General features: G+C 73.1%; 14 protein-coding genes. 6 read left to right on the top strand and 8 right to left on the bottom strand.

Annotated features, from left to right (window positions below; all coding sequences use genetic code 11):
* Window positions 1–24: 24 nt before the first annotated feature.
* Window positions 25–726 carry a copper homeostasis protein CutC gene (locus ABT070_RS21565; RefSeq protein WP_351763363.1) on the bottom strand — a complete coding sequence of 234 codons (702 nt, stop codon included), beginning with the start codon at window positions 724–726 and terminating at the stop codon, window positions 25–27.
* A 123-nt stretch (window positions 727–849) separates the two neighbouring features.
* Here ABT070_RS21565 and ABT070_RS21560 point away from each other — a divergent pair, with 123 nt between their 5' ends.
* Together ABT070_RS21560 and ABT070_RS21555 are read left to right on the top strand one after the other, a co-directional pair.
* Window positions 850–1,494 (top strand): HD domain-containing protein, encoded by a 645-nt coding sequence (locus ABT070_RS21560; RefSeq protein ID WP_351762997.1) that lies wholly within the window; start codon window positions 850–852, stop codon window positions 1,492–1,494.
* Window positions 1,491–2,000 carry a GNAT family N-acetyltransferase gene (locus tag ABT070_RS21555; RefSeq protein ID WP_451100771.1) on the top strand — a complete coding sequence of 170 codons (510 nt, stop codon included), beginning with the start codon at window positions 1,491–1,493 and terminating at the stop codon, window positions 1,998–2,000. Before ABT070_RS21560 ends, ABT070_RS21555 begins: the two co-directional genes overlap by 4 nt.
* 85 nt (window positions 2,001–2,085) lie before the next feature.
* On the opposite strand, the gene ABT070_RS21550 is transcribed toward ABT070_RS21555, so the two are convergent.
* Together ABT070_RS21550 and ABT070_RS21545 are read right to left on the bottom strand one after the other, a co-directional pair.
* Entirely contained in the window at window positions 2,086–2,352 is a 267-nt protein-coding gene (locus tag ABT070_RS21550; protein WP_351762994.1) for a DUF4031 domain-containing protein, read from the bottom strand.
* A 7-nt stretch (window positions 2,353–2,359) separates the two neighbouring features.
* Window positions 2,360–2,743: a DUF8819 family protein gene (locus tag ABT070_RS21545; protein WP_351762993.1), complete on the bottom strand. Its 384-nt coding sequence runs from the start codon at window positions 2,741–2,743 to the stop codon at window positions 2,360–2,362.
* A gap of 55 nt (window positions 2,744–2,798) precedes the next feature.
* Between ABT070_RS21545 and ABT070_RS21540 the strand changes: the two genes are divergently transcribed.
* The 3 genes from ABT070_RS21540 to ABT070_RS21530 all read left to right on the top strand — a co-directional run bounded on the left by ABT070_RS21540 (window position 2,799) and on the right by ABT070_RS21530 (window position 6,203).
* On the top strand, window positions 2,799–3,692 hold the full coding sequence (locus ABT070_RS21540; protein ID WP_351762990.1) for a MurR/RpiR family transcriptional regulator: 894 nt from the start codon (window positions 2,799–2,801) through the stop codon (window positions 3,690–3,692).
* Between the two features lie 71 nt (window positions 3,693–3,763).
* Complete coding sequence (murQ, locus tag ABT070_RS21535; RefSeq protein ID WP_351762987.1) at window positions 3,764–4,699, top strand: N-acetylmuramic acid 6-phosphate etherase; 936 nt, start codon at window positions 3,764–3,766, stop codon at window positions 4,697–4,699.
* Between the two features lie 16 nt (window positions 4,700–4,715).
* Window positions 4,716–6,203 (top strand): PTS transporter subunit EIIC, encoded by a 1,488-nt coding sequence (locus ABT070_RS21530; RefSeq protein WP_451100774.1) that lies wholly within the window; start codon window positions 4,716–4,718, stop codon window positions 6,201–6,203.
* Here the strand turns inward: ABT070_RS21530 and ABT070_RS21525 are convergent.
* Window positions 6,136–7,650: a subtype B tannase gene (locus ABT070_RS21525; protein ID WP_351762984.1), complete on the bottom strand. Its 1,515-nt coding sequence runs from the start codon at window positions 7,648–7,650 to the stop codon at window positions 6,136–6,138. The two genes, ABT070_RS21530 and ABT070_RS21525, sit on opposite strands and share 68 nt — an antisense overlap.
* 179 nt (window positions 7,651–7,829) lie before the next feature.
* Between ABT070_RS21525 and ABT070_RS21520 the strand changes: the two genes are divergently transcribed.
* Window positions 7,830–8,402: a hypothetical protein gene (locus ABT070_RS21520; RefSeq protein ID WP_351762981.1), complete on the top strand. Its 573-nt coding sequence runs from the start codon at window positions 7,830–7,832 to the stop codon at window positions 8,400–8,402.
* Window positions 8,403–8,417: 15 nt separating this feature from the next.
* Here the strand turns inward: ABT070_RS21520 and ABT070_RS21515 are convergent, their stop codons facing one another.
* The 4 genes from ABT070_RS21515 to ABT070_RS21500 form a co-directional block, all read right to left on the bottom strand.
* Window positions 8,418–10,079, bottom strand: coding sequence for a carboxylesterase/lipase family protein (locus tag ABT070_RS21515; RefSeq protein ID WP_351762979.1), 1,662 nt, complete (start codon window positions 10,077–10,079; stop codon window positions 8,418–8,420).
* 260 nt (window positions 10,080–10,339) lie between these two features.
* A complete protein-coding gene (locus ABT070_RS21510) occupies window positions 10,340–11,812 on the bottom strand; it encodes an MFS transporter (protein WP_351762976.1) in 1,473 nt (490 codons plus the stop codon).
* A gap of 152 nt (window positions 11,813–11,964) precedes the next feature.
* Window positions 11,965–12,819 (bottom strand): metallophosphoesterase, encoded by an 855-nt coding sequence (locus tag ABT070_RS21505; RefSeq protein WP_351762973.1) that lies wholly within the window; start codon window positions 12,817–12,819, stop codon window positions 11,965–11,967.
* Window positions 12,820–12,847: 28 nt separating this feature from the next.
* Complete coding sequence (locus tag ABT070_RS21500; RefSeq protein ID WP_502990177.1) at window positions 12,848–14,017, bottom strand: NADH:flavin oxidoreductase; 1,170 nt, start codon at window positions 14,015–14,017, stop codon at window positions 12,848–12,850.
* Window positions 14,018–14,264 lie beyond the last annotated feature (247 nt).

Genomic DNA, 14,264 nt, shown 5'->3' with positions numbered 1-14,264 from the left:
CGACCGGCCCGGGCACGGCTCGGTCTACTCGCCGTCCACCGCGCGCCGCCATTCCTGCACGGCCCGCGCCGACACGGGTCCGGTCCAGCCGCCGGGCCGGGCCGCGCCGCCGATGTGGAAGGCGTCGACGCCCCCGGCCCTGAGCACCGGCACATGGTCGAGGCGCAGGCCGCCGCCGACGAGGAGCTGCTGCTCGTAGCCCTGCTCCCCGTGCCGTGCCGCCTCCGCGAGCAGGGTGGGCAGGCCGGTGTCGACGCCGGTGGCGGAACCGGCGGTGAGGTAGGTGTCCAGTCCGGGCAGGCCGTCCAGCTGCTTGCGCAGGGCGTCGCGGTCGCCGGCGTGGTCGAGGGCGCGGTGGAAGGTCCAGCGGCAGCCGTCCAGTTCGGCGACGACCCGCTCCACCGCGGCCAGGTCGACCCCGCCCTCCGCGTCGAGGAACCCGAGCACGAACTCGTCCGCGCCGGCCGCCCGCAGCTCGCCGGCGACCCGTACGAGGGAGTCGACCTCCTCGGCGGCTCCGGCCGCGAAGCCGTCGGAGCGTCTCAGCATCACGCGCAGGGAGAGATCGACGGCGGCCCTGATCCCGGCGAAGACCGCGACCGGCGGGGTGAGTCCGTCGGCGGCCATGTCGGTGACCAGCTCGAGGCGGTCCGCGCCTCCGGTCTGGGCGGCGACCGCGTCCTCGACGTCGAGGGCGATCACCTCCAGAACTGCACGCATGCTCATGGCACCCCATTCGTCGGCGTTCATCGCGTTCATCGGCTTCATCGGCTTCATCGGGCGACTACAGGTCTAGTCCAATTCAAGAATACGCCGGAGAACCCCGCCCGCACGCGCGACAATGGGGCCATGGCCGATCTCGACGCCCTGCGCACCCGTTTCAGCCACACCCTGGACAGGACCCGGGGCCCGGCCGGCGGCCCCGACCCGACGCCGTACGCCGACGACCTCCTCGCCCGCTGGCAGGAGCCGCAGCGCCGCTACCACACGCTCACCCACCTCACCGAGGTCCTCGACCGCGTCGACGTCCTCGCGGAGTACGCCGCCGACCCGGACGTCGTCCGGCTGGCCGCCTGGTTCCACGACGCCGTCTATCTGCCCGACCGGTCCGAGAACGAGGAGCGGTCGGCCCGCCTCGCCGAGCGCGCCCTGCCCGAGGCGGGGGTGTCGCCGGAGCGGACCGCCGAGGTCGCGAGGCTCGTCCGGCTCACCGTCACCCACGATCCGGCCGACGACGACCTCGACGGCCAGGTCCTGTGCGACGCCGACCTCGCGATCCTCGCCGCGGCGCCGAGCGCGTACGCCGCCTACACCGTCGCCGTCCGCGAGGAGTACCACTTCGTCCCGAACGACGCCTTCCGGGCCGGCCGGGCGGACATCCTGCGCCAACTCCTCGACCTGCCCAGGCTGTTCAGGACGCCGTACGGAAGCGAGCGGTGGGAGGCCACGGCCCGCTACAACCTGCGGGGCGAACGGGAACTGCTCGCCTCGTGACCGCCTCGCGCATCCCCACCGAACGCCTCACCCTCGAAGGCATCACGCCCAGCGCCGCCGCCGGGCTGCGGGCGGGCGGCGGCGGAGGCTACGTGTGGGTCGGCGGCGAACCGTTCGAGGGGACCCGGGAAGCCGCCGGGATGATCGCGCAGGCGTATGTGTCCGGCGTGCTCCGGCCGGAGTTCGGCCTCTACGTCCTCGTGCGCCGGGAGGACGGCCGGGCCGTCGGCAGCATGAGCTTCCACGCGGCTCCCGACGAGGACGGCCGCGCGGAGGTCGGCTACGACCTGGTCGAGGCCGCCCGCGGCCACGGCTACGCGACCGAGGCGCTGCGCGCGCTGGCCGGCTGGGCGCTGGCCCGGGACGACGTACGCCGCCTGTTCGCGGTCGTCGAGCACGCCAACGCCCCCTCCCGCGGCGTGCTCGAACGGGCCGGGTTCGTGAAGGTCGCCGCAGGCGACGAGGAGGACGCGTACGAACTGCTCGGGCAGGAGCGCCCGACGTAGGACGCCCGGAGGCCCCGCCCTGCCACCCAGGCTCCAGGCTCCCGGCGTCCCGCTTCCCGCTTCCCGCTTCCCGCTTCCCGGCGACCTACCTCCCGGCGCCCTTGCGTCTGCGCAGGCCGGCCGCTGTCAGCAGGCGCACCACCTCGCGGCTGCTCACCTGCACCGCGCCGGCCGCCACCACCTCGGCGTAGCGATGCGAGGGGATGTCGTAGTGATCGCGCTCGAAGGCGCGCCGCGGGACGCCCAACCCCTCCGCGAAGACGTGCAGTTCGCCGTAGGAGACATCGCTGACGAGGTGGGACCACATACGGCCGTGTCCCGGCCAGTCCGGCGGGTCGATGTAGACGGTCACGAGAGCCTCACGAGGACGGCTCGCCTCCCAGCGCCGGACCCAGCGAGCCCACCGAGGCGACCTTCACGCCCGCCTGGTGGCACACCCAGTGCGGGTCGGGACCGAGTTCCGGCTCGACCTCGAGGGCGTGCGGGTCGCCGGAGCCGCAGACCGGGCACAGGGGCCAGCGCCCGTGCCGCTCCAGCAGCGCGTCCTGCACGTCCTGCGCCACCAGTCCCGCCACGAACGCCACGCCGTCCGGCCACTGCTCGACCCACCAGCGCCGCTGCACGACGGAGTCCTCGACCAGCGACACGACATCCGCCGCGGCGACCTCGCCCGAGGCCAGATCGGCCAGCACGAGGGCGCGTGCCGTGTGCAACGCCTGTTCCAGGGGGCTGATGGGGTCCATGCCCCCATTGTGCGCACTCTTGACCCCGAGCCCGAACAGAAAATAGCTTTCAGAGGTGACCAAGGTCGTGAAGGAAACCTTCAGTCCCGATCCCGCGGCCCTCGCCGCCAAGGTCCGCACCCTGGCCCCTTCCCTGACCCGCTCCATGCGGCGCGTCGCCGAGGCCGTCGCGAACGACCCCGCGGGCTGCGCCGCCCTCACCGTCACCGGCCTCGCCGAACTCACCGGCACCAGCGAGGCGACCGTCGTGCGCACCGCCCGCCTGCTCGGCTACCCCGGCTACCGCGACCTGCGGCTCGCCCTCGCCGGGCTGGCCGCGCAGCAGCGGTCCGGACGGGCACCCGCCATCACCGCCGACATCGCGGTCGACGATCCGCTGGCGGACGTGGTCGCCAAACTCGCCCGCGACGAGCGGCAGACCCTCGCCGACACCGCCGCCGCCCTCGACACCGGGCAGCTGGAGGCGGCCGTCACCGCCGCGGCGGCCGCGCGGCGCGTCGACGTGTACGGCGTCGGGGCGTCGGGTCTGGTCGCCCAGGACCTCACCCAGAAGCTGCTGCGGATAGGGCTCATCGCGCACGCCCACAGCGACACCCACCTCGCGGTGACGAACGCCGTCCAGCTGGCCCCGGGTGACCTCGCCATCGCCATCACGCACTCCGGTGCGACGCGGGACGTCATCGAACCGCTGCGGGTGGCGTTCGAGCACGGGGCCACCACCGTGGCCGTCACCGGGCGGCCGAAGAGCGCGGTGACGCAGTACGCCGATCATGTGCTGGCCACGTCGACCGCGCGGGAGAGCGAACTGCGTCCGGCGGCGATGTCGTCCCGGACGAGTCAGCTGCTGGTGGTCGACTGCCTGTTCGTGGGGGTGGCCCAGCGGACCTACGCGACGGCCGCGCCGGCGTTGGCCGCGTCGTACGAGGCGTTGGCCCACCGGCACCGGTAGACCGTGGAGGTGCAGACAGCAGTCCCGACCCGCACCCGCACCCGCACCCGCACCGGAAAGAGCCGTCCCCGATGACCTCCCAGCCCGACCCCAGTGAGCTGCGCGCCGCGCTCGAATCCCTCACCACCGAAGCGTTCCGCTCCGATCTCGCCGAGATCGACCGGCTCCCCACCCTCGACATCGCCCGGCTCATGAACGGAGAGGACTCCGACGTCCCCACCGCCGTCGGCGCACGGCTTCCGCAGATCAGCGCCGTCATCGACGCGGTCGCCGCGCGCATGGCACGCGGTGGCCGGCTGGTCTACGCCGGTGCCGGTACCGCCGGGCGGCTCGGGGTGCTCGACGCCTCCGAGTGCCCGCCGACCTTCAACACCGCGCCCGGCCAGGTCGTCGGGCTGATCGCGGGCGGCCCGTCGGCCGTGGTCACCTCCGTCGAGGGCGCCGAGGACTCCGAGGAGCTCGCCGAAGCGGATCTGGCCGCCCTAGCGCTCACCCCCGACGACACCGTGGTCGGCGTCTCCGCCTCCGGCCGCACCCCGTACGCCGTCGGCGCCGTGCGGTACGCGCGGGCCCGGGGCGCCCTGACCGTCGGACTGGCCTGCAACCCGGGCAGCGCGCTGGCGGCCGCCGCCGAGCACGGGATCGAGGTGGTCGTGGGGGCCGAGCTGCTCACCGGCTCCACCCGGCTGAAGGCGGGCACGGCGCAGAAGCTGGTGCTGAACATGATCTCGACGATCACGATGATCCGGCTGGGCAAGACGTACGGGAACCTGATGGTCGACGTCCGCGCCTCGAACGAGAAGCTACGGGCCCGTTCCCGGCGGATCGTGGCGCTGGCGACCGGGGCGGGCGAGCCGGAGATCGAGGCCGCCCTCGCGGCCACCGACGGCGAGGTGAAGAACGCGATCCTCGCCCTGCTGACCGGGGTGGACGGGCCGGCGGCCGCCCGCCTTCTGGAGGAGTCCGGAGGACATCTGCGCGCCGCGCTCGGTGCGGCGGGCGGCTGAGCCGCACGCTCGGGGGGTGCGTATCGACTCCTCCTCCACAGCCGCCGCGATCCTGCCCCTGGTGGGCGGCCCGGCGAACGTCACGTCCGTCGCCCACTGCATGACCCGGCTGCGGCTGGGCCTCGCCGATCCGTCCCGCGCGGACGAGGAGGCGCTGCGGGCGGTGCCCGGGGTGCTGGGGGTCGTCGTCGACGACGGCTCCTACCAGGTGGTCCTCGGGCCGGGCGTGGTGACGCGGGTGACGGCCGACTTCGAGCGGCTGCTCGCCCGGCCGTCCACCGCCGACGAACTGGGCGCGCGCGGGGCCGAGTTGCGGGAGGAGCGGCGCAGGGGAAACGCGACCCCGTTCAAGGCGGGCCTGCGCCGGCTGGCCGCGGTGTTCGTCCCGCTGATCCCTGCCCTCATCGGCTGCGGGATCCTCGCCGGGGTCAACGGTCTGCTGCTCAACGCCGGGTGGCTGCCCGGCCTCGGCCCCGCCCTGACCGCCGTCGCCTCCGCCTTCATGGCGCTGATCGCCGTCTTCGTCGGCCACAACACGGCGAAGGAGTTCGGCGGCACCCCGATCCTGGGCGGCGCGGTCGCGGCGATCGTCGTCTACCCGGGGGTCGCGAAGGTGACGGCGTTCGGGGTGGCCCTCGCCCCCGGCCAGGGCGGGGTCCTCGGTGCGCTGGCGGCCGCGCTCCTCGCGACCCGGGTCGAGAAGTGGTGCCGCGGCCGGGTCCCGGAGGCGCTGGACGTGCTCCTCACCCCGACCCTGACGGTCCTCGTCGCCGGGCTCGGCACGCTGTACGGCCTGATGTACGCGGCCGGCGCGATGTCCTCGGCCATCGGCACCGCGGCGAACTGGCTGCTGGCGACGACGGGCGCCTTCGCGGGGCTGGTGCTCGGCGGCCTCTTCCTGCCGCTGGTGATGCTCGGCCTGCACCAGGCCCTCATCCCCATCCACACCACCCTCATCGACCAGCAGGGCTACACGGTGCTGCTGCCCGTGCTGGCGATGGCGGGCGCGGGCCAGGTCGGCGCCGCGCTGGCGGTGTACGTCCGGCTGCGCCACGACACGTCCGTCCGGACGACGATCAGGTCGGCGCTCCCGGCCGGGCTGCTGGGCGTCGGAGAGCCCCTGATCTACGGGGTGTCGCTCCCGCTGGGCCGCCCCTTCCTCACCGCCTGCGCGGGCGGGGCGGCCGGCGGGGCCTTCGTCGGCTTCTTCGCGATGCTCGGCGACAAGGTGGGGGCGACGGCGATCGGACCGTCCGGCTGGGCGCTGTTCCCGCTGCTGGCGGGCAACCGGGGGCTGGGCCTGACGGCGGCGGTCTACGCGGGCGGGCTGCTGACGGGGTACGCGGTCGGCTTCGCGGCGACCTACGCCTTCGGCCTCACCGCCCACGTCGCCGCCGATGTCTCCGCCCGCGTGACCGCCGACGTCACCGCCGGCGCTACTTCCCGCGCGAGCGCCGGCGGGAGCGCTGGCCCGGGTGGCCCGACACCTGACCGATCCAGTTGACGAAGTCGCCCGGGTCCAGGTCGGCGCCGTGGCCGGCGTCCCAGTAGTAGGACGTGTCGACGTCGTCGCCGAGGGCGGTCAGACGGGTGGCGAGGTTGGCGGCCACCGACAGCGAGGTGTCGCTGTCCTTCGTGCCGAGGCGTATCCACCAGTGCTTCGCGCGGTGCGGGTTGACCTTGTCGACGAGGTGGTACATCGGGTTCATCAGGTGGAGCTTGGCGGGGAGGTCGGCGTCCAGGCGCGCGCTGTCGCCGGCCTCGTGGCGGAGGCTGTAGAGCGTGAAGTGGCGGGCCTTGGTGGTGCCGGCGCCGAAGAGGTTGCACTCGGGCGTGGCCAGGTCGAAGCCGTCGAAGGAGGGGGCGTTCTTCTTCCGGGCGCCGACATGGGTGAGGAAGTCCGCCCAGGTGAAGCCGGCCTTGCCCGCGGACCAGGTGATGAAGGAATTGGCGGCGAGGTAGGCGTCGCGGGCGGTGTCCGTCAGGGCCGCCAGGTACTTGGTGGCGGAGGGCTGGATGAACGTCTCCAGCAGGTAGGTGTCCAGATTGCGGGTGGTGAGGGCGCCGTAGCCCTTGGCGCGCAGCTTCAGGGCCGCCAGGTAGTCCGTGAACTGTGCTTTCAGGTCGGCGGAGATCGTCGCGTCGACCGTCGCGCCGGAGGCGAGCGGGTTGGCGCCCCAGCACCACTCGTAGGCGGCGTCGGCATGCTCCAGGTCCGTGATGGGGCACCAGTCGCCGCTGGCGAAGATGGCGTCGGAGGTGTCCGCCGCGCCGATCTCGGCCAGGTAGGAGTCGTACAGCGGGCTGTCGCCGGAGGCGCCGAGCAGCGCGGAGAGGGCGCCTCCGGCGCTGACGCCGGAGGAGACGATCCGCTCGACGTTGCCGGGTACGCGGCCCTTGTTGAACTTCAGGTACCGCACCGCCGCCTTGAGGTCGACGATCGCGGCGGGCGCGGTGCCGTAGTACGTGCCGTTCGCGTCGACGAGGCTACGGCCGCGGGCGCCGGGCTCCACGACGACGTACCCGGCGGCCAGTGCCAGCCCCTGCCGGCTGGTGCCGCCGCCCATGCCGGACGCGCTGATGCCGGTGGCGTTCGCCACGGAGGACGGCATGTAACCGCCGACGGCGTTGGCGAAGAGGATGGGCGCGTCGGAGGCGTCCACGGCGGTGCCGTCGATCGACACGGGGACGCTGACGTTCAGCGACTGGTAGGCCGCGTTCACCGGCGCGGCCACGTAGCTGGCGACCTTGAAGAAGCGGTAGGTCACGCTGTGCGCGGTACCGGTGGTGTCCTTGATGCTGATGGTCTGCTCGGTGTAGGCGGTGGGGTCGAAGACCAGGGAGGCGTCGGCCGCCGACCCGGAGCCGGCGGAAGCCCTGCCCGGCCCGGCCGCGGCGGCCTGCGGGGCGAACCCGAGAGCGGGCACGGCACCTGCCGCGGTGAGCCCCATGACCACAGTCCTGCGCTTCACTCGCTTCACTTCCGTCTCTTCAGTAGGCAGCTCTTGCCGTCGCCTCCTTTGCTACCACCCGCGTCCGTCAATCGTCACCGAAATTGTCAACAATCACCGCCGGACGGCCCAGATTGGCCGAGAGCCGTCACCCGCCGCGCCCGCCCTACCCTGGAGCCATGAACCACGCCCAGCTCACCGCGCTCGGCCGTGCCCTCCGACTCCTCGGCGAGCACGGCGATGCGCTCACCGCCGACACCCCGGACACCCGGCTGCACGAGGTCAAGGCCGATCTGCGGCGTGCCCTGGACCTGCTGGACGACAGCGTCGTCGGCGCCACCCCCACCACCCGCTGCGCCGAGCACCCGCACGGCCCGGTCGACGAGGCGGCCCCCGACCTGTGCCTGCTCTGCGAGACCCGCCGCCGGGCGGCCCGCCGCGCCGAGTTCAACGGCCCCGCCCCGCAGGCGCCGTACACCCCCACCCCCTCCACCTCGCGTTACGGCACCCGCGCCGACCGCCCGCAGCCCCAGCAGCGCTGGCTGGCGGAGCTGTGGAACGGCCAGGAGTGGCAGCTCTGCGGGACGCCGCGCAGGGACCGCCGCGAGGCCGAGCTCTACATCGCCGCCCTGCGCCGCGGATCCCGGCCCGCGATGGCCTACCGGCTGGTGCACGAGTTCACCGACTACGAGGTGCTGCGGATCTGGGGCACCCCGGTGAAGGTCGACATCGAACCCCTCGGCAACCTCTAGGGGTCTCGTGGCTTCTCAGGCCTCTGGCGCCCCTTCCCCCGCACCGCCCTCGCCGCCGTCCTGGACCTGCTCGGCACCGCCCTCGCCGCCGTCCTGGACCTGCTCGGTGCCGTCCTCGCCGCCTCCGTCCAGCAACGGCAGCGGCGGGAAGCCGTAGCCCTCCCACAGCCTGCGGGACGTCTCCTCCGGGTACGGGCGCACCTCCGGCTCGGCGTCCAGCACCTGTACCAGCCTGCGCTCCGGGTCGTAGGCCGGCCAGCCCGGGTCTCCCGTCCGCGCGAAGGACGTCCACGACCGCTGGAAGCCGGCCGTCAGGGCGCGGGCCTCGTCCGTCACCTCCGCCCCCGCGAACAGCAGGTTCCCGAGGTCCGCCGCGTAGGTGCCGAACAGCAGCGGGATGTCCAGGCCGTGGCACGCGCCCAGGGTGCCGCCGGCTCCCGGGGCCGGCCAGGTGAGTTCGTAGACATGGGCCCGGCCACCGCCCGCCACCTGCGCCTCGGCCAGGTGCAGGGAGGGTATGTGGAACAGCCAGTCCGACTGCACCCTCTCGTACAGCTCGCCCGGATCCGCGTCCGGGAAGGCCGACCGGTAGGCCCGCTCGCCCTCCGGTCCCCCGCCCGGCGCGAACAGCCGGAGCACGGCCGTCGCCTGTTCCTCGGTCACCTTGCCCAGCAGGCCGCCCAGGACGAGGAACAGCCGGAACTCCTGCGCGTTGTGGCCGACGATCAGCTCGACGTCCCGGGCGGCGCCCGCCGCCAGCGCCTCCCAGGGAGTCGTCGGCAGGACCTCACCGTCGACCACCGGAGAGAACGGGGTGACCGTGGGCGCGACCTGCCCCCATCGGTCCACCCGCTGCGCCATCTTCGCGCCCAGCGCCGCACCGGCCTCGGTCAGCGTGCGCGGGTCCACCGTGCCCAGGTCGGCGGCCGTCGGGCGCAGACCTGCCTCCGCGGCGATCGCGCTCGCGAGGTCACGGGCCAGCTCGTCGGAGAAGTAGGTGCCGGGCACGCTCTGCGCGATGGCCCGCCCGAACAGGCCCCGGGCACTCGGCATGGCCAGCAGCGCGGCCACCGAACCGGCCCCCGCCGACTCGCCGAAGACGGTCACCCGGCCGGGGTCGCCGCCGAACGCCGTGATGTTGTCCCGCACCCACTCCAGCGCGGCGACCTGGTCCAGCAGCCCCCGGTTGGCGGGCGCGCCCTCGATCCGCGCGAACCCCTCGATGCCGACGCGGTAGTTGAAGGTGACGATGACCAGGTCGCCGGCGCGGGCGAGGTGCTGCGCGTCGTAACCGGGGCTGCCGGAGTGGCCGAGCTTGTAGGCGCCGCCGTAGATCCACACCATCACCGGCCGGGCGGCCGACGGGTCCGGTTCCGTGTCCGGGGTCCAGACGTTGACCGTCAGCCAGTCGTCGCCGGCCGGCGCGTCCAGGATCCCTGCCCTGCCCTGGATGCCAGCCTCCTGCGGAGGTGGCGGGCCGAAGGCGTACGCCTCCCGTGTCCCGTCCCACGAGCGGGGTGGGCGGGGGGCCTGGAAGCGGGCCTCGCCGACCGGGGGCGCGGCGAAGGGGATACCGCGGAAGACCGTCAGGTCCTCCTCGCGGCGGCCTCGTACGGCGCCGGCGGTGGTGCGGGCGACGAGCCGGTCCGTGGCGTCGGTGGCGTCGGGTGTCGTCATGGATCACTCCTGGAATGGCGGCTGTTCAGGGAACGGGCGGCGATCGGGGAAAGTGCCGAAGGCGGCTGCCACCCCTCGTGTGGGTGACAGCCGCCTCGGGCCGGCCGGTCGGCTTCCGGCAGGTCGGTCTGCTTTCGGCACGTCGGTCGTCCTACGGCAGGTCGGTCGGCCTATGGCAGGTCGGTCGGCTTATGGCAGGTCGGTCGGCCTCGGGCCGGTCGGTCTGCTTCCGGCACGTCGGCCGGCACGTCGGCCGGCGCTCACGCCTTGACCGGGGTGGCCTCCTCGGCGCCGTCCACCACCGAGAGCCCGGCCGGGGCCTTGCGCTTCGGGATGAAGGTGGCGAGGAGGAAGGCGGCCAGGGCCGCGCCGGCGCCGATGGCCATGACGACCTTGAAGCCGTTCTCCGAGGGGAGCGCGTAGCCGCCGAAGTCGGTGGTCATCTGGGCGAGGATCACACCGGCGATGGCGCTGGCGAAGCTGGTGCCCAGGGACCGCATCAGGGTGTTGAGGCTGTTGGCCGCGCCCGTCTGGGAGGGGTCCACCGCGCCCATGATCAGGGCCGGCAGCGCGCCGTAGGTGAAGCCGATACCGGCGCCGATGATGCAGGACACCAGGATCAGGTGCCAGACCTCGGACATGAGCAGGATGTTCAGGCCGTAGCCGGAGGCGACGATCAGCGCGCCGATCATCAGGGTGACCTTGGGACCCTTGGCCTTGGTGATCTTGGCGGACGCGGCGGACATGACCATCATGACCAGGCCCTGCGGAGCCAGCACCAGACCGACGGTCAGCATCGACCTGCCCAGGCCGTAGCCGGTCTGCTCGGGCAGCTGGAGCAGCTGGGGCAGGACCAGGGACATCGCGAACATCGAGACGCCGAGGGCGATCGAGGCGAGGTTGGTGAAGAGCACCTGGGGCTTGGCGGTGGTGCGCAGGTCGACCAGCGGCTGCTTGGCCTTCAGCTCCCACCAGCCCCAGGCGGCCAGGATCAGGACGGCCGCGGAGCCCAGGCCCAGCGTCGTACCGGAGGTCCAGCCCCAGTCGGCGCCCTTGGACACGGCCAGCAGCAGCGAGACCAGACCGGCCGACAGACCGAGCGAGCCGACGAGGTCGAAGCGGCCGCCGACGCGGTTCCGCGATTCCGGCACGAACGCCAGCACGAGCAGGAAGGAGACGACGCCGAGGGCGGCGGAGGTCCAGAAGAGGATGTGCCAGTCCCAGTTGTCCGCGATGAACGCGGCGGTGGGCAGCCCGAGCGCGCCGCCGACGCCGAGGGAGGCACTCATCACCGCCGTCGAACCGGCGAGCTTCTCGGCGGAGACCGTGTCCCGCAGGATGCTGATGCCCAGCGGCACCACGGCGGCCGACAGGCCCTGGAGCGCGCGGCCGGCGATCATCGGTACGAGCGAGTCGGCGAGGGCGCAGACCACCGAGCCGGACACCAGCAGCACGATGCTGGTGAGCAGCATCCGCCGCTTGCCGACCATGTCGCCGAGCCGTCCCACGACCGGGGTGGCGACGGCGGCGGCGAGCAGCGTGGCGGTGACCGCCCAGGCGGTGTCGGAGGCGGGCGCGTCCAGCAGCTTGGGCAGCTCGGGGACGATCGGGATGACCAGGGTCTGCATCAGCGAGACGACGATCCCGGCCAGGGCCAGCACCGCCACCACGGCGTTCGACCTCGGCGGGGCGGATGTTCCCGCCGCAGCGGGTCGGGCAAGGGCGTCGGACATGACAGGGCCTCCGTCGGATGCACGAGAGATGTGAACTGCTTGACTCAAGCAAGCTTATGCAGATTGATTGAGTTAAGCAAGCTAAATCTCCCGTGCTCACGCCGACCAGGGACAACACCGCCGCCGGACGAAGGGAAACCCGCCCCCGGGCCTCAGCCGTGCCGGGCGATGATCTCCCGGGTCCGCTCCTCGTCCAGCTCGTAGACCGTCTCGTGGGCACGCGGATCCCGTGCGTGCAGGGTGTGGAACATCGGCCCCGTCGCCCCGCCCAGCTCCACCAGGGACGCGGACGCGCCCCGCACCGCCCGTTCGGTGCCGGGCGCGGTGGTCAGGTCGATGCGGTTGACCACCCCGGGCGTCACCCACACCGGCACGGCGGCCAGCAGCCCGAAGAGCTGCAGATGGAAGTGCCCGGTGAGCAGGACACGGACGTCACTCCCCCGGATCACCTCCGCCAGCCCCTCGGGTTCGCGCAGCCCGAAGACCCGCTGGGTCGCCGAGATGCCGAGGCTGATCGGGGGGTGGTGGAAGGCCACGACGGTGCCCAGCTCGGCCGGGGTGCTCAGCACACCGCGCAGCCAGTCCAGTTGGCCCGCGCCGAGTCGGCCGTACACCTCCCCCGGCACCAGGGAGTCCAGGGTGACGAACCGCCAGCCGCCCACCGTGCTGACGGCGGCCCGCTCGGCGCCGGGGAAGTCGAGGACGGCGTCCGGGTGCCCGCTGCCCAGCACCTTCGTGAAGGCGGACCGCTCGTCGTGGTTGCCCGTGGTGTAGAAGACGGGCGCGTCCAGGGAGCGCGCGAAGTCGCCGATCAGCTCCCGTACGGTCGCGTACGCCTCCACCGAGCCGTCGTCGGCGAGGTCGCCGGTGACGACGACCGCGTCCACGTCCCGCTGGTGGCGGAGTTCACCGAGGAGGAGTCGCAGGGAGTCGGCGGCGTCGACACGACGGCCGTCGGGCCCGTCGACGCGGCCGATATGGGTGTCCGAGAGATGAAGGATTCTCATCTCCCGGACCATACCCGTGAGTTGACGCTCAGCTGAGGGTGCGCAGCGCGGCGGCGTCGTAGGGCTTCAGCTCGTCCAGACGGCCGTCGAGCACCTTGGCCGCCCACTCCGGGTCCTGAAGCAGCGCACGCCCGACGGCCACCATGTCGAACTCGTCGCGCTCCAGCCGGTCGAGGAGGTCGTCGATGCCCTTGACCGCGGAGCCCTCGCCCGCGAAGGCCTTGATGAAGTCGCCGTCGAGGCCGACCGAGCCGACCGTGATGGTGGGCCTGCCGGTGAGCTTCTTCGTCCAGCCCGCGAGGTTGAGGTCCGAACCGTCGAACTCCGGGAGCCAGTAGCGGCGGGTGGAGGCGTGGAAGGCGTCGACACCGGCGGCGGCGAGCGGGGCGAGGACGGCCTCCAGCTCCTCCGGCGTCTCGGCGAGCCTGGCGTCGTAGGCCTCCGACTTCCACTGCGAGTAGCGGAAGATGACCGGGAACTCCGGCGACACGGTCTCGCGCACGGCGGCCACGATCTCGGCGGCGAACTTCGTACGGGCCACCGCGTCACCGCCGTAGGCGTCCGTACGCCGGTTGGTGTTCGACCACAGGAACTGGTCGAGGAGGTAGCCGTGGGCGCCGTGCAGCTCGACGCCGTCGAAGCCGACGCGCTCGGCGGCGGCCGCGGCCTCGGCGAACGCGCCGATGACGTCGTCCAGGTCGCGCTGGGTCATCGCCCGGCCGGCGCCCTCGGTGCCGTCGAGCCGGATGCCGGAGGGTCCGACGGCGGGCGCGTCCGCGTACGGCGGCTCACCCTGGTTGCGCACCATCCCGATGTGCCACAGCTGCGGCACGATCGTCCCGCCGCCCGCGTGCACGGCCTCCGCGACCTTCGCCCAGCCCGCGAGCTGGTCCGCACCGTGGAACCGGGGTACCCGGTCGCTCTGCCCCGCGGAATCGTGCCCGACGTACGTCCCCTCGGTGACGATGAGGCCGACGCCGGCGGCGGCACGACGGCCGTAGTACGACACGACGTCCTCGCCGGGTATGCCGTCCGGGGAGAACATGCGCGTCATGGGCGCCATGGCGATGCGGTTCGGGACGGTGAGTCCATTGATGGACACCGGGCGGGCGAGGATCTCGGCGGCGCGCGTGGCGGCGGGCGGGGTGATGCTCACGTGGGGGGCTCCTCGGGGCGAAGGACCAGCGGGTATGTGCATATGCATTGAGTGCGTCCCCCACTGAAACCCCCCGGCCCTCCGAGCCATTCCGAGCCCGGGAGGACAGCCGCTGTGATCCCGGCCACGCGCCGGCCGGGGTCGGCGCCGTCTCCACCACCGCCACGGAGCCTCCGCGAAAACCCGTTGGCGGGCCACGGCGACCGCTGCTACCTTCCCGGAAGCCGTGCGAGAGAACGAGGAGGTGGTACCCGTGAACGCAGTATCGACATGGGTGCTCCCCTCCGGG

It is taken from the genome of Streptomyces sp. NPDC002884 (assembly GCF_040295245.1).
Classification (GTDB): Bacteria; Actinomycetota; Actinomycetes; order Streptomycetales; family Streptomycetaceae; genus Streptomyces.
The sequence above is the reverse complement of the archived record's forward strand: the minus strand, read 5'-3'. Positions and strand labels throughout refer to the sequence as shown.

Bases quoted from the DNA above. Each gene is read 5' to 3' on its own strand.
- ABT070_RS21565 (WP_351763363.1), bottom strand. From the start codon at position 726: ATGAGCATGCGTGCAGTTCTGGAGGTGATCGCCCTCGACGTCGAGGAC.
- ABT070_RS21505 (WP_351762973.1), bottom strand. From the start codon at position 12,819: ATGAGAATCCTTCATCTCTCGGACACCCATATCGGCCGCGTCGACGGG.
- ABT070_RS21520 (WP_351762981.1), top strand. From the start codon at position 7,830: ATGAACCACGCCCAGCTCACCGCGCTCGGCCGTGCCCTCCGACTCCTC.
- ABT070_RS21545 (WP_351762993.1), bottom strand. From the start codon at position 2,743: ATGGACCCCATCAGCCCCCTGGAACAGGCGTTGCACACGGCACGCGCC.
- ABT070_RS21560 (WP_351762997.1), top strand. From the start codon at position 850: ATGGCCGATCTCGACGCCCTGCGCACCCGTTTCAGCCACACCCTGGAC.
- ABT070_RS21525 (WP_351762984.1), bottom strand. From the start codon at position 7,650: ATGGGGCTCACCGCGGCAGGTGCCGTGCCCGCTCTCGGGTTCGCCCCG.
- ABT070_RS21510 (WP_351762976.1), bottom strand. From the start codon at position 11,812: ATGTCCGACGCCCTTGCCCGACCCGCTGCGGCGGGAACATCCGCCCCG.
- ABT070_RS21500 (WP_502990177.1), bottom strand. From the start codon at position 14,017: ATGCACATACCCGCTGGTCCTTCGCCCCGAGGAGCCCCCCACGTGAGC.
- murQ (WP_351762987.1), top strand. From the start codon at position 3,764: ATGACCTCCCAGCCCGACCCCAGTGAGCTGCGCGCCGCGCTCGAATCC.
- ABT070_RS21515 (WP_351762979.1), bottom strand. From the start codon at position 10,079: ATGACGACACCCGACGCCACCGACGCCACGGACCGGCTCGTCGCCCGC.